Source organism: Mycobacterium sp., from assembly GCF_032159765.1.
In the GTDB taxonomy this organism is placed as follows: domain Bacteria; phylum Actinomycetota; class Actinomycetes; order Mycobacteriales; family Mycobacteriaceae; genus Mycobacterium.
This window is the reverse complement of sequence record NZ_JAVHWM010000084.1, coordinates 1-26,625: the sequence shown is the minus strand read 5'-3', so window position 1 is coordinate 26,625 and position 26,625 is coordinate 1. Positions and strand designations below refer to the sequence as shown.

At 67.7% G+C, this 26,625-nt stretch carries 19 protein-coding genes; 9 read left to right on the top strand and 10 right to left on the bottom strand.

The features are described from left to right. Positions 1–164, top strand: a 164-nt coding sequence (locus tag QOH60_RS09425; protein WP_526419461.1) for an SDR family oxidoreductase, incomplete at its 5' end; no start/stop codon positions are given. A gap of 78 nt (positions 165–242) precedes the next feature. On the opposite strand, the gene QOH60_RS09420 is transcribed toward QOH60_RS09425, so the two are convergent. The 5 genes from QOH60_RS09420 to QOH60_RS09400 form a co-directional block, all read right to left on the bottom strand. Next, positions 243–713 (bottom strand): (2Fe-2S)-binding protein, encoded by a 471-nt coding sequence (locus QOH60_RS09420; protein WP_526419457.1) that lies wholly within the window; start codon positions 711–713, stop codon positions 243–245. Then, positions 713–1,594, bottom strand: a complete 882-nt coding sequence (locus QOH60_RS09415; RefSeq protein WP_526419455.1) for an FAD binding domain-containing protein — start codon at positions 1,592–1,594, stop codon at positions 713–715. The genes QOH60_RS09420 and QOH60_RS09415 overlap by 1 nt, the downstream gene beginning before the upstream one ends. Next, positions 1,591–2,283, bottom strand: a complete 693-nt coding sequence (locus QOH60_RS09410; protein ID WP_526419453.1) for an SRPBCC family protein — start codon at positions 2,281–2,283, stop codon at positions 1,591–1,593. The genes QOH60_RS09415 and QOH60_RS09410 overlap by 4 nt, the downstream gene beginning before the upstream one ends. 9 nt (positions 2,284–2,292) lie before the next feature. Then, positions 2,293–4,608 carry a xanthine dehydrogenase family protein molybdopterin-binding subunit gene (locus QOH60_RS09405; RefSeq protein WP_526419451.1) on the bottom strand — a complete coding sequence of 772 codons (2,316 nt, stop codon included), beginning with the start codon at positions 4,606–4,608 and terminating at the stop codon, positions 2,293–2,295. A gap of 75 nt (positions 4,609–4,683) precedes the next feature. Further along, positions 4,684–5,808: an XdhC family protein gene (locus QOH60_RS09400; protein ID WP_526419449.1), complete on the bottom strand. Its 1,125-nt coding sequence runs from the start codon at positions 5,806–5,808 to the stop codon at positions 4,684–4,686. Between the two features lie 67 nt (positions 5,809–5,875). Here QOH60_RS09400 and QOH60_RS09395 point away from each other — a divergent pair, with 67 nt between their 5' ends. Further along, complete coding sequence (locus QOH60_RS09395; protein WP_526419447.1) at positions 5,876–6,427, top strand: nucleotidyltransferase family protein; 552 nt, start codon at positions 5,876–5,878, stop codon at positions 6,425–6,427. Between the two features lie 3 nt (positions 6,428–6,430). Here the strand turns inward: QOH60_RS09395 and QOH60_RS09390 are convergent, their stop codons facing one another. Further along, entirely contained in the window at positions 6,431–6,784 is a 354-nt protein-coding gene (locus QOH60_RS09390) for a CD225/dispanin family protein (RefSeq protein ID WP_526419445.1), read from the bottom strand. A gap of 178 nt (positions 6,785–6,962) precedes the next feature. On the opposite strand from QOH60_RS09390, the gene QOH60_RS09385 reads away from it, so the two are divergent. After that, the gene (locus QOH60_RS09385) at positions 6,963–8,177 is read left to right on the top strand and encodes a low temperature requirement protein A (RefSeq protein ID WP_526419459.1); all 1,215 of its coding nucleotides are present in this window, start codon (positions 6,963–6,965) and stop codon (positions 8,175–8,177) included. 9 nt (positions 8,178–8,186) lie between these two features. Here the strand turns inward: QOH60_RS09385 and QOH60_RS09380 are convergent, their stop codons facing one another. Next, a complete protein-coding gene (locus QOH60_RS09380; protein WP_526419443.1) occupies positions 8,187–9,593 on the bottom strand; it encodes a serine/threonine-protein kinase in 1,407 nt (468 codons plus the stop codon). Between the two features lie 9 nt (positions 9,594–9,602). After that, positions 9,603–9,899: a hypothetical protein gene (locus tag QOH60_RS09375; RefSeq protein ID WP_526419441.1), complete on the bottom strand. Its 297-nt coding sequence runs from the start codon at positions 9,897–9,899 to the stop codon at positions 9,603–9,605. A 233-nt stretch (positions 9,900–10,132) separates the two neighbouring features. Between QOH60_RS09375 and QOH60_RS09370 the strand changes: the two genes are divergently transcribed. Then, positions 10,133–11,167: an aminotransferase class V-fold PLP-dependent enzyme gene (locus QOH60_RS09370; RefSeq protein ID WP_526419439.1), complete on the top strand. Its 1,035-nt coding sequence runs from the start codon at positions 10,133–10,135 to the stop codon at positions 11,165–11,167. Positions 11,168–11,172: 5 nt separating this feature from the next. Here the strand turns inward: QOH60_RS09370 and otsB are convergent, their stop codons facing one another. Next, the gene (otsB, locus tag QOH60_RS09365) at positions 11,173–12,357 is read right to left on the bottom strand and encodes a trehalose-phosphatase (protein ID WP_526419437.1); all 1,185 of its coding nucleotides are present in this window, start codon (positions 12,355–12,357) and stop codon (positions 11,173–11,175) included. Further along, on the bottom strand, positions 12,357–13,367 hold the full coding sequence (locus tag QOH60_RS09360; RefSeq protein WP_526419435.1) for a TIGR03617 family F420-dependent LLM class oxidoreductase: 1,011 nt from the start codon (positions 13,365–13,367) through the stop codon (positions 12,357–12,359). Before QOH60_RS09360 ends, otsB begins: the two co-directional genes overlap by 1 nt. A 239-nt stretch (positions 13,368–13,606) precedes the next feature. Between QOH60_RS09360 and QOH60_RS09355 the strand changes: the two genes are divergently transcribed. From QOH60_RS09355 to QOH60_RS09335, 5 genes are all read left to right on the top strand, one after another. Continuing rightward, positions 13,607–14,416 carry a VOC family protein gene (locus QOH60_RS09355; protein ID WP_526419433.1) on the top strand — a complete coding sequence of 270 codons (810 nt, stop codon included), beginning with the start codon at positions 13,607–13,609 and terminating at the stop codon, positions 14,414–14,416. 151 nt (positions 14,417–14,567) lie between these two features. Further along, positions 14,568–15,275, top strand: a complete 708-nt coding sequence (locus tag QOH60_RS09350; protein ID WP_526419431.1) for a glycoside hydrolase domain-containing protein — start codon at positions 14,568–14,570, stop codon at positions 15,273–15,275. A gap of 443 nt (positions 15,276–15,718) precedes the next feature. Then, positions 15,719–25,006, top strand: a complete 9,288-nt coding sequence (locus tag QOH60_RS09345) for a fatty acid synthase subunit beta domain-containing protein (protein WP_526419429.1) — start codon at positions 15,719–15,721, stop codon at positions 25,004–25,006. 43 nt (positions 25,007–25,049) lie between these two features. Next, complete coding sequence (acpS, locus tag QOH60_RS09340; protein WP_526419427.1) at positions 25,050–25,445, top strand: holo-ACP synthase AcpS; 396 nt, start codon at positions 25,050–25,052, stop codon at positions 25,443–25,445. A gap of 44 nt (positions 25,446–25,489) precedes the next feature. Next, the coding region (locus QOH60_RS09335) for a M20/M25/M40 family metallo-hydrolase (RefSeq protein WP_526419425.1) at positions 25,490–26,625 on the top strand (1,136 nt) is incomplete at its 3' end.

Below are 26,625 nucleotides of genomic sequence, written 5' to 3'. Positions count from 1 at the left end.
GCCCCGAGGACATGAAGGTCGCGGGCCAGTTCATGCATACGCTGCCGATCGGGTGGGTCGAGCCCGAGGACATCGCGAACGCGGTGCTGTTCCTCGCCTCTGACGAGTCGCGCTTCATCACTGGCGTGGCGCTGCCCATCGACGGCGGCAGCTGCCTGAAGTAGCTCACGCTTGCGCCGAAACTGTATTCCACGCGCTACTAACTCGAACTTCTGCGAGCGGAATACAGTTTCGGCGGAAAGCTAGCTGCTCTTCGCGGCGAGGTGCACCGCGTTCACGATGCCCTGGTATCCTGTGCACCGGCAGAAGTTGCCGGACAGGCCCTCGCGGATCTCCCCGTCGCTGGGATGCGGGTTCTCGTTCAGCAGCGCGGTGATCGACATCACGAAACCCGGTGTGCAGAAACCGCATTGGAGCCCGTGGCAGTCGCGCAGCGCTGACTGCACGGGCGACAGCTCGCCATCGGCCGACGCGATGCCCTCGACCGTCGTGACCTCGCAGCCGTCGGCCTGCACGGCGAACATCAGGCAGGACCGGACAGCCGCTCCGTCGAGCAGTACCGTGCACGCCCCGCACGCTCCGTGCTCGCACCCGAGGTGGGTGCCGGTCAGCCCGCACCGCTCGCGCAAGTAGTCCGCCAGGGTGAGCCGCGGCTCGACGGTCGCCGCAGTGCTGCGGCCGTTGACCGTGACCTCGACGGGTAGCTCATGCATCACGCAGCCTCCGAGTTCGCCCGAGAAACGGCCTGAGTCAACGCCCTTGCCACCATCGTGGCCCCGACCTTGGCTCGGTATGTGGCGGACCCCTGAAGATCAGACGGGATATCCGCGAGTCCGCCGACGGCGAGCTCACCCAGCTCCTCGGCATCCAGCTCACCGACCGCGCGGCCGAGCATCGCCTCTTCAGCCGCCGACCCGCGTAGCGGCGTCGAACCCAAGCCCAAGAGCCCGATGCCGCAACGGGTGATGCGGTCGTCGTCGTCGAGTTGGACGCCAACAGCAGCACCCGCGATGGCGAAATCGCCGTGCCTGCGTGCGAATTCCTCAATAGCGAAGCCCGACCGTGGCCCCCAGACGGGAAAGCGCACGGCAGTGAGGATCTCGCCGGGTTCAAGCGACGTCTCCCACAGCCCGACGAAGAAGTCGCAGGCACCGATGCGGCGATCACCCCGCGACGACACCGCGTCCATCTCGGCACCGAGCGCAAGAGCCACCGCCGCATACTCCGCGGCAGGGTCGGCGTGCGCGATCGCGCCTCCGAGCGTGCCCCTGGTGCGGATCTGGAAGTGGCCGATGTGCGGGGTCGCATACGTCAACAGCGGAACCGACTCAGCCACTTCGTCATCCATGCCGACGTACGCGTGCGGTGTGCCCGCACCGATCCGGATTTCACCGTCGCAGAGGTCGATGCTCTTGAGCTCGTCGAGCCGGGAGATGTCGATCAAATTGTCGAACTGCGTCAGCCGCATGGCCAGCATCGGCACCAGGCTCTGGCCGCCAGCGAGGATCTTCGCGTCGTCACCGTACTCGTCGAGAAGGGCGACGGCGTCGGTGACCGAGTCGGGTCGGTGGTAGGCAAACGCGGCGGCTTTCATGACACCAGCCGCGACAGCGCGTTCAGCAGATCCTCGACGCGCTGTGCGGCAGGCTGCGGCCTGGCCCTGCGGCGGCCGACCAGAAATCCCACCGCGACACCCGCGGCCACCGCGGCCACGACCGGGCCGGCTCGCTTGGCCAGGGGAACCGCGACTACTTTGAGCAGGTCGACGGTGTCATCTGGCTGCGCAGCTGCTGCAGCGAACTCGGCTGTGGGAGCTGAGGTTTCGCTCGAGGGCGCGGCACCGCCGAGCACGTCAGCCTCAAGACGTTTCGCGAACTGCGCGATCAAGTTGCCTGCCACGTCGGCCAGCACGCCGCGGCCGAACTGCGCCGCCTTGCCCGAGATGGTCAGGTCGGTGGTGATGACCACGCTGGTGGCGTCGCCTTCGCCCTTGAGCTGGGCGGTGACAAGGGCGGCGGCGTTGCCGTTGCCCCTGGTTTCCTTCCCGTTGGCCTTGATGACCACCCGCTGCGCGGCCTCGTCTTTCTCCTGAAACGACGCATCACCCTTGTAGGACACCGTGATCGGACCGACCTTTACCTTCACCGCGCCGGTGAAGTCATCGCCGTCGACGGACAGCAGCTGCGCGCCGGGAATGCAGGGCGCGACGCGCTCGACGTCCGTCAGCACCTTCCACGCGGTGGCGGCAGGGACAGCGACGCGAAACTCGTTGACTAACTCCACTGTTGGTCCTTACGTCGTGGCTTGTTCGATGAGGTCGACGATGGCGGCGGGGCTGGCGGGCAGCTGGGTGAGCGTTACCCCGAGCGGCGCCAGCGCGTCGTTGATCGCGTTGATCACTGCGGGCGTCGCCCCGATCGCGCCACCCTCGCCGACGCCCTTGTACCCCCCGACTCCGGGCCCGGGAATCTCGACGTGGCCGAACTCGATCGGCGGAACCTCGGTGGCGGTCGGCAGCAGATAGTCGACGAAGGTTGACGCAAGCGGGTTTCCGTCGTCGTCGTATGCAAGATCCTCCAGCAGCGCGCCGCCAATTCCCTGCACGGTGCCGCCAGCGACCTGGCCCTCGACGACGTTGGGGTTGATCATCGGGCCGACGTCCTCGCTGACGATGTACCGGGTCAGCGTGACGTGGCCGGTCTTGACGTCCACCTCACACGTGCAGGCGTGGGTGGCGTTGGCCCAGTGAATCATCGCCGACGACGTGAACCGCGCGGTCGCCTCCAGCGTGGCGGGCATTCCCGGCGGCAGCTGTTGCGGCTGGTAGTACGAACGGTAGGCGAGGTCGGCGAACGTCACGTGCTTCGACGGATCTTCCCGCGCAGCGGCTTTCGAGTCTGCGAGCTCGATGTCGCCCTCGTCGACGCCCAGGTAATGAGCCGCCATCGCGACAATCTGGTTGCGCAGGATGGTCGCTGCCTCGTTCACCGCACCGGCGGTCATCGGGCCGCTGCGGCTGCCCTGAGAGCCCGCCCCGTACGGCGTCACCGCGGTATCGCCCTGAATCGTTGCGACGTCGTCGATGTCGGCGCCCAACGCGTCCGCGGTCAGCTGCACCACTGTGGTCTCGATGCTGTTTCCCGACGAGCCGCCGTTCACGTAGACGTTGATCTTGCCCGTAGGCTCGATGCGGATCGTCGCGCCCTCCGTCGCGAGGTGGCCGGTCGCTGCGCTAGTCGGTTCGACGTAGGCCGAGAAGCCGAGGCCGATGTAGCGGCCCTCGGCCAAGGCGTCCTGCTGCTCCTTGCGAAAGCCCTCGTGGTCAAGGATTTTCACGGCCTGCTCGAATGTGTCGGCGGGCGCGATGTGGTCGTACGGCATGCCGTTGGGGTTGACGTACGGCATTTCGTCACCGCGCAGGATGTTGCGACGGCGCAGCTCGACCGGATCCATGCCCATCTTGCGAGCGGCGATGTCGAGAAGGACCTCCCGCGCCAGGGTCTCGTATTGCCATGGGCCGCGATACGCCGCGAGGCCCGCGGTGTTGGAGAACACGGTCTTGTAGTTGAAGCTGGCCTTCGGGACGCGGTACGGGCCGGGAAAGAACATCCCGACGGCCGCGGTCGTCAGCACCGGGTACGGGGTCGGATACGCGCCGATGTCGTAGGTGAAGTCGATGTCGGCGGCCAGGATGTGGCCGTCGTCGTCAAGCGCCATCCGGACGTTGCCGTCGACGTGGCGTGCCTGCCCGGCCGACATCAGATTCTCGCGCCGGTCCTCTATCCACTTCAGCGCGGCAGGCAGTTTGCGCGCGGCCAGCATGATGCACATGTCCTCGCGCATCGGCACGACCTTCTGGCCGAAGCCGCCGCCGGTGTCGCGCATGATCACTCGCACGTTGTGCGCCGGAATGCCAAGCAGGCGAGCGCAGAACGCGCGCAATTCGTGTGGCGTCTGTGTCGACGCCCACAAGGTGAGTTCTTCGGTGGCGGCAGTCCACTCGACCACCATGCCGCGCGTCTCCATCGGCACCGGCGCGTAAATCTGTTGGTACACGTTCGCCGACGCGACGTGCGCGGCCGTCGAGAACAGCTCCTCGTCCGGCGGCGCGCCGCCCATCCCGCCCGCGACGTTGTCGGGGTAGGCGTCATGGACGACGACATCAGCGTTCACCGCCTTCATGAAGTCGGCGACGGCAGGCAGCGGTTCGTAATCGACGTCGACCAGTTCGACGGCGTCCTCGGCGAGGTAGCGGTTATCGGCGACGACCAGCGCCACCGGGTCGCCGACGAACTTCGCCTCGCCTTCGGCCAGGGGCGGGCGCGGTGTGTCAGCGACGTCCTTGCCGGCGACCGCGTGCCAGGCCTCCTTGACATCGGGGTTGAGGTCGGCCGCAGTGAAGACAGCGCGCACGCCGGGCAGCGCCATCGCCGCAGAGGCGTCGATGCCCTTGATGCGGGCGCGGGCGAACGGGCTGCGCACAAAACAGGCGTGCAGCATGCCCGGGCGCGTGATGTCGTCGACAAACGTGCCGCGGCCGGTGAGCAGGCGAAGGTCCTCGACCCGAGCGACGCGCGTGCCCGAGTAGCGCGGGGCGGGCGACGTCATATCGGTGCCTCCAATCCGCCGCTTGCTAAGCAGTCGCTCAGCAGCATCACCATAGTAGGTTCTGCGCGGTCGCGTCTACGACGGGTCGTGATGGATGCGGCCACCTACCTCGGCCAACGGAAGGCCGCAGCCGCCCCAGCGACGCGCGATGATCTCCGCCGCGATCGACACTGCCGTCTCCTCCGGTGTGCGCGCGCCGAGGTCGAGGCCGATCGGGCTGGCGAGGCGGTTCAGGTCGGCCTCGGTCAGGCCCGTCTCACGCAGCCGGTCCAGCCGGTCGAGGTGGGTCTGGCGCGAACCCATCGCGCCGATGTAGCCGACGCTTCCAAGCCGCAGCGCGACCTCCAGCAACGGCACGTCGAACTTGGGGTCGTGAGTCAGCACGCAGATCGCCGTGCGGGAGTCGATCGCGCCCTGTCCGGCCTGCTCTGCCAGGTAGCGGTGCGGCCAATCGACGACGACCTCGTCGGCGGCGGGGAAGCGCGCGGGCGTGGCGAACACGGCTCGCGCGTCGCACACCGTGACCCGGTACCCGAGCAGGGCGCCCTGCCGCGCCAGCGCGGCGGCGAAGTCGATGGCCCCGAAGATCAGCATTCGCGGACGCGGCGCGTGGCTGGCGACGAAGACCTCCATTCCGGCGCCCTGGCGCTGCCCGTCAGGCCCGTATGTCAGCACTGTGGAGTGACCTGCGCCCAGCAGGCCGCGGGCATCGTCGGTGACGGCGCTGTCGGCGCGAGCGGATCCCAGCGCACCGTCGACCCAGTCCGGCCCGACCACCAGCCGCCGGCCGAGCCAGCCGGGGTCAGGGTGCCCGATCACGGTGGCCACGGCTATCGGACGCTGCGCGACGATGTCCTCGGTGATCCGCTGCAGCTGCGGGAACGTGTGCTGCGATACCGCCTCGGCGAAGATGTCGATCTCGCCTCCGCAGGTCAGCCCGACGGCGAAGGCGTCGTCGGCGGTGATTCCGTAGCGCTGCAGCGCCGGCCGTCCGGTGCGCGCGACTTCGGTGGCGAGTTCGTACACCGCCCCTTCGACGCAGCCGCCCGAGACTGAGCCGGCGACCGCTCCGTCGGGAGCCACGACCATCGCCGCGCCGGGCGGACGGGGTGCCGAGCGGATCGTGCGGACCACCGTCGCGACGCCCGCCGTGTCACCCGAGCGCCAGATCGACATCAAGGTGTCGAGCACATCGCGCACTACAGAAACCTGTCCTTCGTGAGATCTCGGCTGCGAGTTTATGACGTTGCGAGATCATTGTTCTCTGATGTCGGAAACACAATTTCGGATCGCCGGAGTGCTGCTGGCCGCGGGGGCCGGGCGGCGCTACGGCAGGCCGAAGGTGCTCGTCGACGAATTCCTGACCGCAGCGCTCACGGCAGTGCGCGACGGGGGATGCGAGGACGTGATCTTGGTTCTCGGCGCGGCACAGGTGACGCCGCCCCCGGGCGTCGTCGCGGTGACTGCGCCTGACTGGGAGACGGGTCTGAGCGCGTCGGTGCGGGCCGGACTTGCCGAGGCCGGCCGGTTGCAGGCGCAGTACGTGCTCTTGCACGTGGTCGACACACCCGACGTCGGTGCCGCAGTGGTGGCTCGAGTGATCAAGCGCGCGTTGGCATCCGAGAGTGGACTTGCCCGCGCACAGTTCGCCGGGCAGCCCGGCCACCCCGTCGTCATCGCGCGAGAGCACTGGCCCGCCGTGATCGCGAGCCTGACGGGCGACCGGGGGGCCGGAGCCTACCTGGGCAGCCGCAACGACGTCGAGATCGTCGACTGCAGCGACCTCGCCACCGGACGCGACTGGGACACACCGGACTAGCGGTCAGCCCCCGTGATGACGTCCCATGCCGCCACCGTAATGCCCGTGCCCGTAGCCGTGGCTGATCATCACGATCGCGAAAACCGCGTAGAGGATCCCGAAAATCAGCATCAGAGCCCCGAACAACCAGAGCGACAGGACCCCGAGCCGGCGCACCCGATCGGATGCCGCTTTGGCTCCTAGGAGGTCGCCTGCAGCCCACAATGGGTAGACGTTGAACGCGTGAGAGAACGCCGAGAATGACAGCGGCCAGAAAAACAGCACCGCGGCGACAGCCCATCCGGCATTCGCCGAGGGCGGGACGTCGGGCAGTCGCGGCGATGCCTCGGGCGTGGGTGTTGTCGGTGCTTCGGTCATGGTGACCTCCTGAAATGTCGTGTGTGATCACCACGGTAGAACTCGTGGATGAGGATTTGCTGAGCGTTTTGCTCCTCACGTCCGCGAGCTTTTTCACACCGCCGACGGGCTGCCACGACCTGCGACGGTTGATAATCCATCCGTGACAGAGGCCGCCCCGCACCACCGCCTGCGACAGATGACCGGCCGCGACCCGGACGAAGATCACCGTGTCGCCACCCCGCTGGAGTTGCTGTTCGACCTGACCTTTGTGGTCGGATTCGGCGTCGCCGCTGAACAATTCGCGCACACGCTGGCGGAAAACCACGTCGGCTACGGGCTGATCGGCTTCATCTTCGCGACCTTCGCCATCTGGTGGGCGTGGGTCAACTTCAGCTGGTTCGCCTCCGCTTACGACACCGACGACTGGATTTACCGGCTCACCACGATGGTGCAGATGGTCGGCGTGATCGTGCTGTCACTGGGCGTGCCGCAGATGTTCTCCTCGATCGAGGACGGAGAAGGCCTCGACATCCGGGTGATGGTCGCCGGGTACGTGGTCATGCGGGGGGCGATGGTGGCGCAGTGGTTGCGTGCCGCCCGACAGGATCGCGCGCACCGCTCGGCGTGCTTGACGTACGCCGCGGTCATCACAATCGCTCAGATCGGTTGGGTGGGATTGATTTTCGTCAACACCTCGGTGCCGGCCACCGCGCTGATGACGTTGCCGCTGTTCGTCATCGAATTGGTTGGGCCGTGGATTGCCGAGACGCGCATGGCGCGCACACCGTGGCACGCGCATCACATCGTCGAGCGGTACGGCCTTCTGACGATCATCGCGCTCGGCGAAGGTGTGATCGGAACCGTCGCGTCGCTGTCGGCCGTCGTGGCCGAGGACGGCTGGAGTGTGGACGCGGTGCTCGTTGCCGTCGCGGGAATCGGCCTGACCTTCGGGATGTGGTGGACGTACTACGTCCTGCCGGTGGCACCGCTGCTCGAAGCCCACCGGGAACGGTCCTTCACGTTCGGTTACCTGCATTTCGGGGTCATTGTGTCGATCGTGGCCATGGGCGCGGGGCTGCACGCTGCCGCCTACTACATCGAGCACCACTCGAAGCTGTCAGCGGTGAACACAGTGCTGTCCGTGGCGATTCCCGTCGGGGTGTTCATCGCCTCGGTGTACCTGCTGTACATGGTGATCGCCCGCACGGTGGACTCGTTCCACGCATTGCTGGTGGGCCTCACGGCCGTCGTGCTGGTGGCATCAGTGGCTCTGGCTGCCGCCGGGGTGTCGGTGCCGATGTGCCTGGTGATCGTGATGCTCGCGCCCGTCGTCACGATTGTGGGCTTCGAGCTGGTGGGCCACCGGCACGCGGCCGAGGCGATCAGCCAGTCGCTGGTCGAAGACGGCTGACGAGCGGGCTTACTCGGGTCCGAACTTGTTGCCCTGCCTGACGTCCAGGCGGCACTTTATCCGCGATTGCCCGGTCTGCTGAACACACAACTCCACCTGCTCTTCGATGCCAGGCGCATATGTCTCGTCGTCCGGTCCGGGCGTGTTCGTCGGATCCAGGGTGGGATTCTTCACCAGCGACCAGGCAAAGTCGCCGTTCGCACTCACCCTCGAGCAAAACGCGTCCTTGCCGTCGGCGGTGTGCCCGAAGCCTCCCAGCGGCTCGCAGTCGGCGCCGACGAGCACGATCGGAACCGTCCGCGCCGGGCCCGGCGCGGACGTCGGCGGCGGCGCGTGCCCGGCCTGAGGAGGGCTTGGTTCATGACGTTCCCGTCCCGACAGCACCAGGATCACCACGCCGGCGACCACCAGGAGGGCGACGGCAGCCGCCACGCCGACGACAACCCGCCGATTTCCGGACGGCTTCTTGCCCACTGGGACCGACGGTCTCGACCGGTGCTTCGGACCCTTCGGGGTCGGCGCCTTCGTGATCGGCGCCGAGACGGTCGCGTCGGTGGCGCCGGTTTGGGCGGCGACCGTCCCGAGCCGGTTACCGAGTGCAGTGGCGAACTCGGCACACGTGGCGTATCGATCGGCAGGCGCTTTCGCGAGCGCCTTTGAGAACACCGGGCCGAGGTCGGCCAAGGCGGGCCGCCTGGTGCCGATGGCAGGCGGTGGTGTGCTCAGATGCTGGCTGATCACGACAGCAGGGTTGGAATGCTGGAACAGCGGTGTTCCGGTCAGCAGGTGGAAAGCCGTTGCCGCCAACGCGTATTGGTCGGCGCGCCCGTCGAGCGTTTCGCCCATGAGCTGCTCCGGCGCGGCGTAGGCAACCGTTCCGACGGTCATATTGGTTCCGGTGAGCCCGCTGGAGTCGTCAACCCGTCGAGCAATTCCGAAGTCCCCCAATAGGACTCGCTCATCACTCTGATCGGGGTGGGACATCAGGATGTTAGCCGGCTTGACGTCGCGATGCAGCAGTAGGCGCTGGTGCGCATAGTCAAGCGCCTCGGCGACAGCGGTGACGATCCTGACGACCTCCTGCGGGGGCATACCGTTGGGGTAGCGGTCGGCCAGCAGTTGAGCGGCGTCGGTGCCCTCCACGTAGTCCATCGAGATCCACAGCTGGTCGTCGCACTCGCCGCGGTCGTGGATGCCGACGATGTGCGGGTGCCACAGCGACGCGGCGATGTCCGCTTCGCGGTTGAACCGCTGGCGGTATTCGTCGTCGTTGGTGTATTCGGTGGGGAGTACCTTCAGCGCGTCGTCGCGCGGCAACCTGGGGTGCTGGGCCAGATAGATCTCACCCATTCCCCCTGAACCCAGGTGCCGCAGGATCGTGTAGCCCGCGAAACTCTGGCCATCGGCCAACGGCATGGGCGCATCTTACAGTCGGGGAAATGCAGTCAGCCGTCCGGCGATATTCGGCGTTCGCCGGGCGCTCATCGCGACATAGGTTTTCTCGTCGCCGGCCCGGGACTGGTCACTGACCACTGGGTTCAGCGTCGGGAAACGTTCGTCGATCTTGGCGATCATCCGGTCGAGTACCTGGCGTTCCCGTTCGGCTTTGCGAACGGCATGTCGGAGATCGCGCGCCGACGCGACGTCGATGTGGCCGCCGGTGTCCAGGACTTCGAGGTAGTCGACGATGGCGCGATCGATCTCGTCGCGGTGGTCCATCATAAGATCTCGGTAGTACTCGGCTTGCTTTCGATTGGCGGCTTCCACCGCAGCGTTTGTTCCCGAGGACCCCCGAGCCCGATTCATCGGCCAAACTTAGCGTAACGGTTTGGCGAACTGGGGACGAACGCGTTACGAATTCCGGGTAACACCTCCTAGTCGAGTTTCGGCCACGCTGATTTCAAGTCGCCGCAAAAGCCGGTCGCCGCTGGCGAAGGGTCGTCTACTGTCGCCGTGTGCGTCAGGCATTCGGCGAGGTGTTCGAGATCCGTCCTGGCTATCTCAACACCGCGAGCATCGGTGTGCCGTCGGTGCGGATGGCCCAGACGATGATCGACACGATCGCCGACTGGCGCACGGGAGCGTCAGAGCCTGCTGAGTTCGAGCCCGACGTCGAGGCTGCGCGTGCGGCGTGGGCGCACCTTGTCGGTGTATCGCCAAGCGACGTCGCGATCGGCGCCACCGCCTCGCAGCTCATCGGTCTCGTCGCGGCCAGCGTGCCCGACGGCACCCGGGTGCTGACGGTGCGTAATGAATTCACCAGCGTGACGTTTCCCTTTGCGGCGCAGGCACATCGGGGCGTGATGGTGACCGAGGTGGATGCCGGGCAGCTGACGGCGTCGGTGGCTGCCACCGACCTGGTGGCGGTCAGCGCGGTGCAATCCGCGGATGGAGCGGTCGCAGAACTTGCTGCCCTTCGCGCGGCGGCCGCGGCCGTGGGTGCCCGGGTGGTTCTCGACGTAACGCAGGCGGCGGGGTGGATGCCGCTGGACCTCGGGTGGGCCGACTACGTGGTGGGCACCGCGTACAAGTGGCTGCTGGCTCCGCGTGGGGCTTCCTGGCTCGCCGTCCGCGCAGACCGTCTCGACGAACTCGTTCCGCAGGGTGCGAATTGGTTTGCTGCAGAAGATATTTGGAAGGGAATCTACGGACTGCCGTTGCGTCTGGCCGCCTCCGCCCGCCGACTCGACCTGTCGCCGGCTTGGTTCAGCCATCGCGGTGCGGCGGCGTCGCTGCCCTGGATCGCGTCTTTGGACATGACGGCGGTGCGGGATCACTGCGTCGGGCTCGCCAACGCCACGCTGACGGGATTGGGTCTGGCGCCGGGCAACTCGGCGATCATCGCGATCGAACTCGGCGAGGACCAGGCTGCCCGGCTTGCCGACGCCGGCGTCGCGGCGAGCGTACGTGCCGGCAGGGTGAGACTCTCGTACCACCTGTACAACACCGTGGCCGACGTGGACCTCGTCCTGGACGCGTTGCAGCGCTGATTCGGTCAGCTCGCCGGGAGGTCGTCGGCCAGCCGGTCGAGGAAAACCCTTACCTGATTGGGATTTTCGAGCGTGTACTGCGCAGCCGACCGGCGATCACCGTCTTCGGTGTGCCGTACCAGAATGCCGATGCCATCAGTACGGACCGCGTCGAACGCATCCTCGTCGGTCAGGTCGTCACCGATGTACACCGGCAGCACGGGCTGCGACTGCTCGATCTGATCGCGGATCCACGCCAGCGTCGTGCCTTTGTTCCAGTCGACGTCGGGCCTCAATTCGACGACCTTGCGTCCGTTGGTCACGCGCAAGCGCTCGCGGCGCCCGACACGGTACGTGCTCGCCACCACCGCGCCGACGTCGTCGGCCGCCACGTCCCGATAGTGCACAGCGACGGCAAAACGCTTGTGCTCCACCCGGCTTCCGCTGATGTTCGCCAGGGCCTCACGCAGTTCCTGCGCGGCACGCTCGAGCACCGGCACTGCCGCCGCGGCGTCCTCGTTCTGGCGGTAGCTGCCGTCGGGTGCGATCGACTCGAAGCCGTGGCTGCCCGCGTACCACAGGCCCGGCACCGCGACGCGCTCGCGGATGTCGGCGAGATCGCGGCCGGACAGTATCGCCACTGGGCACTGGCCGGCCAGGCGGGCCAGCGCGGCGTCCGCACCGTCGACGAGCCCAGCGGCGTCAGGGTCCGCAACGATGTCCGACAGAGTGCCGTCGTAATCCAGGCACACCGCGGGGACCCCGCCCTCAAAAGATGCGGCGACTCCGGCGTAGGACTCGAGCGCGTTCGGGATGTCTGACATCCGTCGATCCCCGGTGCGCACGGCGACATCAGCGATGTCGTCGATCACGACGTCGGCGCCATGCTCGAGAAGGTCGTCACCCGCGGATGAGCCGCTTGCGCGAAGACCATCAGGGACGGCTCCGATCACCAGTGAGAACCCACCGCTGCGCGCCGCGACGACTGCGTCGGGATCGTCGGCGATCACGGCGCAGCGTTCTGCCCGCATGCCGATCGATGTCGCGAGCTCGCGCAGCCGCTTCGGGTCGGGCTCGGCCTCGCCGCTCGTGGCCTCGACGCCGGCGTCTCGGAGCCGGCGCGTCAGGGATGCCACCGAATCGTCTTGTGGTACAAGCAAAAGCACCGCATCGACGAGACGCGGATCGATTGTGACCTTCGGTTCCGTCATCAGCCCGCCTGCAAAGCCTCGGCCAGCGAACGGATGTCGGCATCGGGGATGTCGTAGCCGGGGAAGTAGACGCACACGCGCTGCGCGACATCGCCGAACCGGCGCAGGATCTCGGCCGCGCACTCCTCCGGTGTGCCGCGTACTGCAAGCGTGGTCAGCAGGTCGTCGTCGATCAATTCGGCCATCGCTTCGAAATCCCCCTTTTTCGACAGCGTGTTGAGCTCTGGCTGCAACTCGGCGCGCCCCTCGGCTTCGAGCACCGGCCGGTAGGCAGGCGTCGAACCGTAGAACGAGAGAATGCCCCGCGCGCCGCGGCTGGCCTTGTCGAGCTGCGAGTCGGTGCGGCCGATCGCGGCGATCACCTGCGGGAAGATATCGAGGTCGGCACGGGTGCGCCCCGCGCGCTGCAGCCCTTCGTCGACCGCGGGCAGCGTCCGCTCACGGAAGTGCCGCACGGAGTGGAAAGGCATCACGAGCAACCCGTCGGCGACTTCGGCCGCGGCGCGGGTCATCAGCGGCCCCAGGGCACCGAGGTAGACCGGCGGGATGCCATGCGGGTTGGGCCCGGGATTGAACACCGGCGTCATCAGCGTGTGTTTGGTGAATTCGCCACGGAATTCCAGCCGTTCATTGTTCTGCCACGCTGTCAGGATCGCGCGCACCGCGAGCACCGTCTCACGCATGCGCGCGGCAGGACGGCTCCACGTGCTGCCGTAGCGGCTTTCGATGTGGGGACGGATCTGCGAGCCGAGCCCGAGGCGGAATCGCCCCGAGGACATCAGCTGCAGGTCGTACGCCGTGTGCGCCAGATGCATCGCGCTGCGGGGCAGGGCGATCGCCACATTGGTCATCAGCTCGACATCGGTGGTGGCCGCCGCAGCGCCCAACGGAAGGAACACGTCGTGCTGGCCCTCGAAGGTGAAGAGGCCGTCGATCCCGGTGGCGGCGAGCTGGGCGGCGCGGCCGCCGGCTTCGTCGGGACGGCCGTCGAGCTGCACGTGCAGGAACACGGCCGCACACTACACCCGACGCGCGGCGGCCTTGGGTTTCTGGTCCGCCCAGACGCCGAAATTCACCTTTTGCAGGGAAGGTGCGAGTATACGTCTGCAAAGCGTGAATTTCGTTGCTGCTCAGGGCTTCCCGACCTGCGAAATTAGGACGGAGCGCGCCGCACACTACACCCGACGCGCGATAACGCCTACGGTGACGAGGCCGAGACGAATTCCCCGATGCGACAAAGGAGATCACCGTGCCCGTACGCCAGCGACTCCTCGGAACGCCGTGCTGGATCGACCTGATGAGCTCCGACGCGTCGCGCGCCGTCGACTTCTACACCGGACTGTTCGGGTGGACGGCAGAGCGCAGCGACGATCCGCAGTACGGCGGGTACACCGTGCTCTCGATTAAGGGCGGCGTCGTCGCGGGCGTCGGGCAGGCGCCACCGGACGTGCCGTTCGCAAACGTGTGGACCGTGTACCTGGAAGTCGACGACCTCGACGCGACGGCAGGCGCGGCCACGGAGGCGGGCGGCGTCGTAATGATGCCTGCGATGCAGGTCGGTGACCAGGGCAGCATGGCCGTCGTCTCCGACCCGTCAGGCGCGGCGATCGGTTTGTGGTTGCCGGATCAGCACCGCGGCTTCGGTGCGCTGGGGGAGATGGGCACCCCGATGTGGTTCGAGTTGATGACGCGCGACTATCGGGCCGCGCTGCAGTTCTACGAAACCGTGTTGAGATGGCAGGCCGCGTCCGTCGGCGACACCGACGAGTTCCGCTATTCGCAACTATCGCTAGGGGGCGACGCGGAGCGAGGCTTGTCCGAGCGACCATCCGACGCGTTCGCCGGCGCGATGGACGTCGCCGGCTTCCTCCCGGACGGCGTGCGGTCGTACTGGCAGTTCTATCTGGGCACCGACGACGTCGACGCCTCGATCGACCGGGCCAAAGAGCTCGGCGGGTCGGTGTTCGAGGAGCCGGAGGACACTCCGTACGGCCGACTGGCTACCCTCGCCGATCCGCTCGGTGCGCCGTTTCGGGTAATGACGCCGCCGCAGACGTAGCCGCCCCCCGCCGAGACTGCTGCCAGATCGCAGAAAGCGGCGAAATCACGATCTCCCAGCAGTCTCGGCGGCGGATGCGCTGCGAAAATGATGCCATTGTGACTCATGGTGTCGGCGTGAAATTTGAGGTATTTGTCGTACCCTGTGGCTCGTGTTCCTCAATCGGCGGGACGTCCTCAAACTCGCCGCGGCGGGCCCCGTCGTGGCCTGTGCGGGCGGGGCGCTGATCCCGACGGCCTCCGCCGCGCCGGCGAGCTACCTGCTCGACTACGCCGCTGGCGTCATCAGCGCTGGAGACCTTCGTGCATCGGGGGCATTGGGCGCGATCCGCTACGTGTCAGACCGTCGGCCCGGCGGTGACTGGATGAAGGGCAAGCCCATCCAGCTGCCCGAGGCACGCGACCTCTATCACAGCGGGCTGAAGATCGTGTCGTGCTACCAGTACGGCAAGCAGGACAGCGCCGACTGGCTCGGCGGCCAGGCCGCCGGTGTCCGGCACGCGCAGCGGGGGTGGCAACTGCACATCGCCGCCGGCGGTTCCTACGGCGCGCCGATCTACGCATCCATCGACGACGACCCCACGCCGGACCAATACCGCCAGCTCGTGGCGCCGTACCTGAAGGGCTGGGAGTCGGTGATCGGGCACCAGCGACTTGGGGTTTATGCGAACGCCCCGACGATCGAGTGGGCACGGCAGGACGGGCTCGGCTCGTACTACTGGCAGCACAACTGGGGGTCGAAAGGTGTGGTCCACCCAGCCGCGCATCTGCATCAGCTCGAGATCGACAAGCGCTCCGTCGGCGGCGTCGGCGTCGACGTCAACCAGATTCTCAAGCCGAACTTCGGCCAGTGGGACTAACCGCCAGCAAACTCGTCGCTGCAAGTTGAGTGAACAATTGTGGACTAAAGAGCCGAACAAGTGCTTGGCCGAACACGAGGCGGCCGCGAAATTGGTCCAAAATTCTTTTATAACGATTTGATCACAACCACGCTGTGATCTGCGTCGTTGTAGCTACTCGACCGTAACCACCAGCATGCAGGACGTTCGCCTCGCGCCATCCTTCGCCCTGATCGGCGGGCCGTTACTTCCGCGTCGGTTACTAATGCGTAGAACTCGCCAGTAACCATTGTCGTCGTCAACAGCGCGGCATTTCTTATGACACTCTTAGTGCAGTCAGTGGGCAGCTTCAGGCAGTCAGCCGTCGCGCAGGGCCCGGCTGACGATTCGACGGGGAATCACACCGACCCTCGCGAAGCGGCGGGGGGACTACAGATACGAAACGTACCGAGGAGACACGAAACGTGACGATCCACGAACACGACCGGGTGTCTGCCGGCCGCAACGGCGATACCCGCCGTGCTGCGCAGCCGGCTCACGCCCTTGTCGACCGCCTGAGCGCCGGTGAGGCGTACGCGGTGGCGTTCGGCGGCCAGGGCGCCGGCTGGCTGGACAGCCTCGAAGAGCTGGTGTCGTCTGCGGGTATCGAAGACGAGTTGGCCACGCTGGTAGGCGAGGCCGAGATGATGCTTGCGCCGATTGCCGACGAGCTCGTGGTGGTCCGCCCCGTCGGGTTCGAGCCGATGCGGTGGGTGCGCGCACACTCCGCGGGCGAGCCCGTCCCGAACAGCAAGCAGCTGACGTCCGCGGCGACGTCGATGCCCGGAATCCTGCTCACCCAGCTTGCCGCGATCCGCGCGCTGACACGGCAGGGCATGGACTTCACTGAGAACCCTCCCGTCGCGCTTGCCGGACACTCGCAAGGCGTCCTGGCCGTCGAGTCGCTGCGCTCGCGTGGCGCCAAGGACGTCGAGCTGATGGTGCTCATCCAGCTCATCGGCGCGGCCTGCACGCTCGTCGCCCGGCGCCGCGGGATCACCGCGCTCGGCGACCGGGCGCCGATGCTCTCGGTCACCAACGCCGACCCGGAGCGCATCAGTGAACTGCTCGACGAGTTCGCCGCCGACGTGCGCACGGTGCTGCCCCCGGCAATGTCGATCCGCAACGGCCGCCGCTCGTCGGTAATCACAGGCAGCCCCGAGCAACTGGCCCGCTTCGAGCTGTACTGCCAGCAGATCGCCGACGCAGAAGCCGCCGACCGCAAGAACAAGATCCGCGGGGGGGCGGTGTTCAGCCCGAACTTCGACCCGGTCGCGGTCGAGGTGGGCTTCCACACGCCGCGGCTGGCCGACGGCGTCACGATGATCGACGCATGGGCCGAAAAGATCGGCCTTGACGCCGAGCTCGCACACGAGATGGCCGAGTCCATCCTGGTGCGTCAGGTCGACTGGGTCGGTGAGGTCACCAAGCTGCACGAGGCCGGCGCCCGCTGGATTCTGGACCTCGGCCCGAGCGACATCCTGACCCGGCTGACGGCGCCGGTCATCCGTGGCCTCGGCGTGGGCATCGTGCCGGCCGCGACGCGCGGCGGACAGCGCAACCTGTTCACCCTGGGCGCGGTCCCGGAGGTGGCGCGGCCGTGGTCCAGCTACGCGCCGAGCGTGGTCAGCCTGCCCGACGGCTCGGTGAAGCTGTCGACCAAATTCACCCGGCTGACGGGCCGGTCGCCGATCCTGCTAGCCGGCATGACCCCGACGACCGTGGACGCCCGCATCGTCGCAGCCGCCGCCAACGCCGGTCACTGGGCCGAGCTGGCCGGCGGAGGTCAGGTGACCGAGCCGATCTTCACCAGTCGTATCGAGGAGCTGCAGACGCTGCTGGAACCCGGTCGCGCGGTGCAGTTCAACACCCTGTTTCTCGATCCTTACTTGTGGAAGCTGCAGATCGGCGGCAAGCGGCTGGTGCAGAAGGCGCGCCAATCGGGCGCACCGATCGACGGTGTCGTCGTGTCCGCCGGGATCCCGGATCTCGAGGAAGCGGTCGAGCTGATCGACGAGCTCCACACCGTCGGCATCACGCACGTGGTGTTCAAGCCCGGAACGGTCGAGCAGATCCGCTCGGTGATCCGGATCGCCGCCGAGGTCCCCACCAAACCGGTGATTGCCCACATCGAGGGTGGTCGCGCCGGTGGCCACCATTCGTGGGAGGACCTCGACGATCTGCTGCTGGCCACCTACTCGGAGCTGCGGGCCCGGCCCAACATCACCGTGTGTGTCGGCGGCGGCATCGGTACCCCCGAGCGCGCCGCGGACTACCTGACCGGCGAGTGGGCCTACCAACACGGCTACCCGCTGATGCCGGTCGACGGCATCCTCGTCGGTACGGCCGCGATGGCCACCAAGGAGGCCACCACCTCCCCGCAGGTCAAGCGGATGCTGGTGGACATCGGTGGCACCGACGAGTGGATCAGCGCCGGAAAAGCGCAGGGCGGCATGGCATCCAGCCGGAGCCAGCTCGGCGCCGACATCCACGAGATCGACAACGCCGCATCACGCTGCGGCCGCCTGCTCGACGAGGTCGCAGGCGATGCCGAGGCGGTGGCGGCGCGCCGCGACGAGATCATCGCCGCGATGGCCCATACCTGCAAGCCGTATTTCGGCGATGTCGCGGAGATGACGTACGCGCAGTGGCTGCGACGCTACGTGGAACTTGCTATCGGAGAAGGTGATTCGACTTTTGGAGCCGCACCGGCGGCGACATCAAGCAGCGCTACCGCGTCGCCGGGCAGCCCGTGGCTCGCCGACACCTGGCGCGAGCGGTTTGAGCAGATGCTGACGCGGACCGAGTCACGTTTGCACCCACAGGAATTCGGCCCGATCAAGACGATCTTCTCTGATGTGGAACTGCTCGAGCGGCCCGGGGACGCGATCACCGCTCTGCTGTCCAGCTATCCGGACGCAGAGACGATCCAGCTGCATCCCGCCGATGTGCCGTTCTTCGTCGAGCTGTGCAAGACGCTCGGCAAGCCAGTCAACTTCGTTCCCGTGATCGACAAGGACGTGCGCAGGTGGTGGCGCAGCGATTCACTGTGGCAGGCGCACGACGCGCGTTATGACGCCGATCAGGTGTGCATCATTCCGGGCACGCAGTCGGTCGCAGGCATCACCCGCGCCGACGAGCCCGTGGGCGAGCTGCTTGACCGGTTCGAGAAGGCGGCGGTCGACAAGGTGCTCGGTTCCGGCGCCGAACCGCGGGCCGTCATCTCGCGCCGGCAGGTCCGCAAGGACGTCGCCGGGCCGCTGGCCGTTGTCCTCGACGCCCCGGACGTGACGTGGGCGGGCCGGCTGGCGGCCAATCCGGTGCACCGCATCGGTGCGCCTTCGGAGTGGCAACCTCACGAGAACACGACCGGAGCCGGACGGCCGGCGACATTCGTTGGAGCGACACACCCTTCCACGGGTGCGCGGCTCGAGGTGAAATCCGACCAGTCCGTCGTGCTCAGCGTTCCGCTGTCGGGCACGTGGATCGACATCCGGTTGACGCTCACCGACGTCGCGCGCGACGGCGGAGCGCCGGTGGTGTCTGTCGACGACGCGTCGGCCGCGATGCGCGCGGTGCTTGCGATCGCGGCTGGCGTCGACGGGCCCGACGCGCTGCCCACGGTCGAGAACGGCGCCGCCAGAGTCACTGTCCGATGGGACCCTGAACGGGTCGCCGATCACACCGGTGTCACCGCTACGTTCGGTGCTCCGCTCGCCCCGACCCTGACGGTGGTTCCCGACGCGCTCGTCGGCTTGTGCTGGCCTGCGGTGTTCGCGGCGATCGGTGCCTCGGTCACCGATGAGGGCTTCCCCGTGGTGGAGGGTCTGCTGAGCCTGGTCCACCTCGACCACGCCGCGCACCTGCCCGCTGCGTTGCCCAGCACTCCTACCGAATTGACCGTCACGGCAACGGCTTCCGACGCCTCAGACACGGAGTTCGGTCGCGTGGTGCCGGTCAACGTCACGGTGGCCGCGCCCGATGGTGCCGTGCTCGCGACGCTGGAGGAGCGCTTCGCGATCCGTGGCCGCACCGGAGCAGTGGATCTCGACGATCCTGTCCGCGCCGGCGGAGCTGTGTCCGAGAACGCGAGCGACACGCCGCGTCGGCGCCGCCGCGACGCGAAGATCACCGCACCCATCGATATGCGGCCATTCGCTGTGGTGTCGGGTGACCACAATCCGATTCACACCGATCAGGCCGCCGCGCTGCTCGCCGGGCTGAAATCTCCCATCGTGCACGGGATGTGGCTGTCGGCCGCGGCGCAGCACGTCGCGACTGCGACCGATGGGAAAGCCAGACCGCCGGCCCGGCTGGTCGGCTGGACCTCGCGATTCCTCGGAATGGTCGAGCCCGGCGACGAGGTCGATGTGCGCGTGGACCGAGTCGGGATCGACCAGGGCGCAGAGGTTTTGGAGGTTACCGGCAAGATCGGTTCGGATCTCGTCATGGCAGCGACCGCCAGGCTCGCGGCGCCGAAGACGGTCTACGCGTTCCCGGGTCAGGGCATCCAGCACAAGGGAATGGGCATGGAGGTCCGCGCCCGCAGCAAGGCCGCCCGCAAGGTGTGGGACACCGCCGATAGATTCACCCGCAACACGTTGGGCTTCTCGGTGCTGCACGTCGTGCGCGACAACCCGACCAGCCTGATCGCCGCGGGCGTGCTGTACCAGCATCCCGAAGGCGTGCTCTATCTGACGCAGTTCACTCAGGTCGCGATGGCGACGGTCGCGGCGGCCCAGGTCGCCGAGATGCGCGAGTCCGGCGCCTTCGTGGAGGGCGCGATCGCGTGCGGTCACTCCGTCGGCGAGTACACCGCGCTCGCCTGTGTGAGCGGTGTGTACGAGATCGAGGCGCTGCTCGAGATGGTGTTCCACCGCGGCTCCAAGATGCACGACATCGTGCCGCGCGACGAACTGGGTCGGTCCAATTACCGGCTGGCGGCCATCCGTCCGTCCCAAATCGACCTCGCTGACAAGGACGTTCCCGCATTCATCGACGAGATCACCGAGCGCACTGGGGAATTCCTCCAGATCGTCAACTACAACCTGCGTGGGTCGCAGTACGCGATCGCCGGGACGGTGCGAGGCCTGGAGGAGCTCGAGGCCGAGGTTGAGCGCCGTCGCGAGATCAGCGGCGGGAAGCGGTCTTTCATCCTCGTGCCGGGCATCGATGTGCCGTTCCATTCGTTGGTGCTAAGGGTTGGCGTGCCGGAGTTCCGGCGGTCGCTGGCGCGGGTCATGCCGCACGACACTGATCCCGCGCTGATCGTCGGCCGGTACATCCCGAACCTGGTGCCGCGGCCGTTCACGCTCGACCGCGACTTCATCCAGGAGATCCGCGACCTCGTGCCCGCCGAGCCGCTGGACGAGATCTTGGCGGACTACGACACGTGGCGCAACGAGCGTCCCGCGGAGCTGTGCCGAAAGATCGTCATTGAGCTGCTGGCATGGCAGTTCGCCAGCCCCGTGCGCTGGATCGAGACGCAGGACCTGCTGTTCACCGAGGAGGCCGCGGGCGGGCTCGGCGTGGAGCGGTTCGTCGAGATCGGCGTCAAGTCGGCGCCGACGGTCGCCGGGCTTGCCAGCAACACGCTCAAGCTCACCGAATACGCGCATAGCACAGTCGAAGTGCTCAACTCTGAGCGAGACGCGTCGGTGCTGTTCGCCAGCGACACCGACCCCGAGCCGGAGGCCGAGGAGGGTGCCCCGGCCGAGGTCTCGGAAACGCCAACGCCGGCAACCGATTCCGTCCCGGCGCCGGCCGCGCCGGCCGCGCCGACCGCAGCCCCAGGCGCGCCCCGCCCAGACGACATCCCGTTCGACGCGTCGGATGCCACACTCGCGTTGATCGCGCTGTCAGCGAAGATGCGGATCGACCAGATCGAGCAGCTCGACTCGATCGAGTCCATCACCGACGGGGCGTCATCGCGGCGTAACCAGCTGCTCGTCGACCTGGGCTCCGAGCTGAACCTCGGTGCGATCGACGGTGCGGCCGAGGCGGACTTGTCGAGCCTGCGCTCGCAGGTGTCCAAGCTGGCGCGCACGTACAAACCGTTCGGCCCCGTGCTCTCCGACGCGATCAGCGACCAGCTGCGCACGGTGCTCGGCCCCTCGGGCAAGCGACCCGGTTACATCACCGAACGCGTCCGCAAGGCATGGGAACTCGACGACGGCTGGACCAAGCACGTGACCGTTGAGGTCGCGCTGGGCACCCGCGAAGGCAGCAGTGTCCGGGGCGGCGATCTCGGTGGCCTGCACGACGGGGCGCTGACGGACGTGGCCGCTGTCGACAAGGCGATCGACGCGGCGGTCGCCGCGGTGGGTGCCCGCAAGGGGATCGCGGTCGCGCTGCCCTCTGCAGGCGGCGGTGGCGGGGCGACTGTGGACGCCGCCGCACTGAGCGAGTTCACCGAGCAGATCACCGGACGTGCCGGCGTGCTTGCCAATGCGGCCCGGCTGGTGCTGAACCAGCTCGGCCTCGACGACGCGGTGACCACACCGCCGAGCGCCACCGACGCGGAGCTGATCGACCTCGTCAGCGCCGAACTCGGCGCCGACTGGCCCCGGCTGGTGGCCCCCGTGTTCGACGGCCGCAAGGCCGTGGTGTTCGACGATCGCTGGGCCAGTGCCCGCGAGGACCTGGTCAAGATCTGGCTGATGGACGAGGACGAAGTCAACGCCGAATGGCCCAGGCTCGCTGAGCGGTTCGAGGGAGCCGGGCACGTCGTCGGGACGCAGGCCGGCTGGTGGCAGGGCAAAGCCCTTGCCGCGGGCCGCAACCTGCACGCGTCGCTGTTCGGGCGCGCCGCGGCCGGAGCCGAGAACCCCGGCAAGGGTCGCTACAGCGCCGATGTCGCGGTGGTGACGGGCGCATCGAAGGGATCGATCGCGGCGTCGGTGGTGGCCCAGCTGCTGGACGGTGGGGCGACAGTGGTCGCGACCACGTCGAAGCTCGACGACGAACGGCTGGCGTTCTACCGCACCCTCTACCGCGACACTGCGCGGTTCGGCGCCACGCTGTGGGTGGTGCCCGCCAACATGGCCTCCTATTCGGACATCGACGCGCTGGTCGACTGGATCGGCACCGAGCAGACCGAAAGCCTTGGGCCACAATCAATTCACGTCAAGGACGCCCAGACGCCCACACTGCTGTTCCCGTTCGCGGCGCCGCGTGTGGCCGGTGACCTCTTGGACGCGGGCGCGCGGGCCGAGATGGAGATGAAGGTGCTGCTGTGGGCGGTGCAGCGGCTGATCGGCGGTTTGTCGTCGATCGGCGCTGAGCGCGACATCGCCTCGCGTGTGCACGTCGTGCTTCCGGGGTCGCCTAACCGCGGGATGTTCGGCGGTGACGGCGCGTACGGGGAGGCCAAGTCCGCGCTCGACGCCGTGGTGTCGCGGTGGAAGGCCGAGTCGTCGTGGGCCCAGCGGGTGAGCCTGGTGCACGCATTGATCGGCTGGACGCGCGGCACTGGGCTGATGGGCCAGAATGACGCGATCGTCAGCGGGGTCGAAGACGCGGGCGTCACAACGTATTCCACCGATGAGATGGCCTCGATGCTGGTGGCGCTCTGCGACCCGGAGTCGCGCGTCGCTGCCTCGCGCGAGCCGCTGCACGCCGACCTGACCGGCGGTCTAGGCGACGCACAGCTCGACATGGCCGAACTGGCCGCTACCGCCCGCGAGCAGATGTCGAGTGAGAACGACTCTGCGCCAACGAAGGACGATGCGACGACGATCGCGGCGCTGCCGTCGCCCCCGCGCGGCGCGGTGTCGGCACCGCCGCCCGTCTGGGACGACCTCGACATCGACCCCGCCGATCTGGTGGTGATCGTCGGCGGCGCGGAGATCGGGCCGTATGGCTCGTCGCGAACGCGTTACGAGATGGAGGTCGACAACGAGCTGTCGGCAGCGGGTGTGCTCGAACTGGCGTGGACCACGGGAATGATCACGTGGGACGACGTCCCGAAACCCGGTTGGTACGACGCTGAATCGGGTGAGCTGGTCGACGAGGCAGAGCTGGTCGAGCGGTATCACGATGCGGTCGTGGAGCGCACCGGCATTCGCGAGTTCGTCGACGACGGTGCCATCGACCCCGAACATGCGTCGCCGCTTCTGGTGTCGGTGTTCCTCGACAAGGACTTCACCTTCGTCGTCTCCAGTGAGGCCGACGCGCGTGCGTTCGTCCAGTTCGATCCCGAGCACACCGTCGCCAGGCCAGCGCCCGACGGCACCGACTGGCAGGTCACCCGCAAGGCGGGCACCGAGATTCGGGTGCCGCGCAAGACCAAGCTGACCCGCACGGTCGGCGGTCAGATCCCGACCGGTTTCGACCCGACCGTGTACGGCATCACGCCCGACATGGCCAGCTCGATCGACAGGGTCGCGCTGTGGAACATCGTCGCGACCGTCGATGCGTTCCTGTCGTCCGGGTTCACCCCAACCGAGCTGATGCGCTGGGTGCACCCGAGCCTGGTGGCCAGCACGCAGGGCACCGGCATGGGCGGCATGACGTCGATGCAGACGATGTACCACGGCAACCTGCTCGGCCGGAACAAGCCGAACGACATTCTGCAAGAGGTGCTCCCGAACGTCGTTGCCGCACATGTGATTCAGAGCTACGTCGGCAGCTACGGCGCGATGATCCACCCGGTCGGCGCATGCGCCACCGCCGCGGTGTCGGTTGAGGAAGGCGTCGACAAGATCCGCCTCGGCAAGGCCGAGTTGGTGGTGGCGGGCGGCTTCGACGATCTGACCCTGGAGGCGATCATCGGGTTCGGTGACATGGCGGCCACCGCTGATACCGAGATGATGCGGGCCAAGGGCATCAGCGACGCCCGGTTCTCTCGCGCCAACGACCGTCGCCGGCTCGGGTTCGTCGAATCGCAGGGCGGCGGCACGCTCCTTCTGGCCCGCGGGGACCTGGCGGTCAAGATGGGTCTGCCGGTACTAGCGGTGGTGGCCTACGCGCAGTCCTTCGCCGACGGCGTGCACACGTCGATCCCGGCGCCGGGCATGGGCGCACTGGGCGCGGGCCGCGGCGGCAAGCAGTCGCAGCTGGCGCGCTCGCTGGCCACGCTAGGCGTCGCCGCCGACGACATCGCCGTGATCTCCAAGCACGACACGTCGACGCTGGCCAACGACCCCAACGAGACGGAGCTGCATGAGCGGCTGGCCGAGTCGCTGGGACGCTCCGACGGGGCGCCGCTGTTCGTCGTCTCGCAGAAGAGCCTCACCGGCCACGCGAAGGGCGGCGCGGCGGTGTTCCAGATCATGGGGCTGTGCCAAATCCTGCGCGACGGGGTGGTGCCGCCGAACCGCAGTCTGGATTGCGTCGACGACGAAATGGCGAGCTCTGCGCATTTCGTGTGGCCGCGGGAGGCCCTGCGGATGGGCGAGAAGTTCCCGCTCAAGGCCGGGCTCGTCACCAGCCTCGGCTTCGGTCACGTCTCCGGGCTGGTCGCACTGGTGCATCCGCAGGCGCTGCTGGCGGCGCTGGACCCGGCCGAGCGTGCCGACTACACGCAGCGCGCAGGCGCCCGGGTGGTGGCGGGGCAGCGGCGGCTCGCGTCGGCGATCGCGGGCGGGCGTCCGCTGTATGAGCGTCCCGCTGACCGCCGGTTCGGTGACCACGCTCCGGAGCGGCTGCAGGAGGCCGAGATGCTGCTGGATCCGGCGTCGCGCCTCGGCGACGGCGACGTGTACGGCCGATGAGCCGCTTGCGCGAAGAGAAAATGGGTTGAGCTAACGTGCTCGCATGGCGATAGTCGGGCTGGGGATCGATCTGGTCTTCATTCCCGACTTCGCAGAGCAGGTGGACCAGCCCGGTACGGTGTTCGCGGAGACGTTCACGCCGGGTGAGCGCCGCGACGCCGCCGACAAGAGTTCTTCTGCCGCACGGCATTTGGCTGCTCGGTGGGCGGCCAAGGAGGCGGTCATCAAGGCCTGGTCAGGTTCGCGGTTCGCGCAGCGGCCGGTGCTGCCCGAGGGCATTCACCGCGACATCGAGGTGGTCACCGATATGTGGGGCCGGCCGCGGGTGCGCCTCACCGGGGCCATCGCCGAACACCTGGCGGATGTGACCATCCACGTGTCGCTCACGCACGAGGGTGACACGGCAGCAGCCGTCGCGGTGCTCGAGTCCACGTCCTAGCGCGCGTCTGCTCGCGGGACGAGCCGGGCACTAACCTCGACATCATGAGCGATCTGGTGGAGCGGGTGCGCGAGGTGTTGCCGTCGGTGCGTCGTGATCTTGAGGACCTTGTGCGCATCGAGTCGGTGTGGGCCGACCCGGCCCGGCGCAGCGACGTGCAGCGAAGCGCCCAAGCGGTGGCAAACCTGTTGTCGGCGGCCGGTTTTGACGATGTGGAGATCGTCGCCGAGGGCGGCGCCCCTGCCGTCATCGCATGGTATCCCGCGCCGACGGGTGCGCCGACGGTGCTGCTGTACGCGCACCATGACGTGCAGCCCGAGGGTGACCACGACCAATGGCATACGCCGCCGTTCGAGCCGACGGAACGTGACGGCCGGTTGTACGGGCGTGGCTCCGCTGACGACAAGGCCGGAATCGCAACACATTTGGCCGCGTTCCGAGCGCACGATGGCAAGCCGCCGGTGGGCGTCACGGTGTTCGTCGAGGGCGAGGAAGAGTCTGGCTCGGAGTCCTTGCCCCGGCTGCTGGAGGCCCACCGCGACAAGCTGGCAGCCGATGTGATCGTGCTTGCCGACTCGTCCAACTGGAGCACCGACGTGCCGTCGCTGACGGTGTCGCTGCGGGGGTTGGCGGATTGCGTCGTCGAGGTCGCGACGCTGGATCACGGGCTGCACTCGGGCATGTGGGGCGGCGCGGTGCCTGATGCGCTGATGGTGTTGACGCGCATGCTCGCCAGCCTGCACGACGACGACGGCAACGTCGCGGTCGCCGGCCTGCACGCAGGCAGCGCCGCCGACGTGGACTATTCGCCTGAGCAGGTGCGCGAAGAGACTGGATTGCTCGACGGCGTTACCGAGATCGGCAGCGGCACAGTGCCGGAAAGGGTGTGGACGAAGCCAGCGATCACGGTGATCGGCATCGACACCACGTCGATCGCGGCGTCGTCCAACACGCTGATTCCGCGTGCGAGCGCGAAGGTCAGCATGCGCATTGCGCCGGGCGGGGACGCGAAGGAGCACCTCGACGCGCTCACCCGGCACCTGCAGTCGCACGCTCCGTGGGGCGCACGCGTGACGGTCACCCCCGGGGATATCGGAAATCCGTATGCCATCGACGCCGAAGGCCCCGTGTACGACGCGGTGCGGGCGGCGTTCCGCGAGGCGTGGCACGCCGATCCCGT

Coding starts and splice junctions, on each gene's coding strand:
- QOH60_RS09390 (WP_526419445.1), bottom strand. CDS start 6,784: ATGACCGAAGCACCGACAACACCCACGCCCGAGGCATCGCCGCGACTG.
- QOH60_RS09395 (WP_526419447.1), top strand. CDS start 5,876: ATGTCGGAAACACAATTTCGGATCGCCGGAGTGCTGCTGGCCGCGGGG.
- QOH60_RS09380 (WP_526419443.1), bottom strand. CDS start 9,593: ATGCCGTTGGCCGATGGCCAGAGTTTCGCGGGCTACACGATCCTGCGG.
- QOH60_RS09375 (WP_526419441.1), bottom strand. CDS start 9,899: ATGATGGACCACCGCGACGAGATCGATCGCGCCATCGTCGACTACCTC.
- QOH60_RS09420 (WP_526419457.1), bottom strand. CDS start 713: ATGCATGAGCTACCCGTCGAGGTCACGGTCAACGGCCGCAGCACTGCG.
- QOH60_RS09385 (WP_526419459.1), top strand. CDS start 6,963: ATGACCGGCCGCGACCCGGACGAAGATCACCGTGTCGCCACCCCGCTG.
- QOH60_RS09415 (WP_526419455.1), bottom strand. CDS start 1,594: ATGAAAGCCGCCGCGTTTGCCTACCACCGACCCGACTCGGTCACCGAC.
- acpS (WP_526419427.1), top strand. CDS start 25,050: ATGGCGATAGTCGGGCTGGGGATCGATCTGGTCTTCATTCCCGACTTC.
- QOH60_RS09405 (WP_526419451.1), bottom strand. CDS start 4,608: ATGACGTCGCCCGCCCCGCGCTACTCGGGCACGCGCGTCGCTCGGGTC.
- otsB (WP_526419437.1), bottom strand. CDS start 12,357: ATGACGGAACCGAAGGTCACAATCGATCCGCGTCTCGTCGATGCGGTG.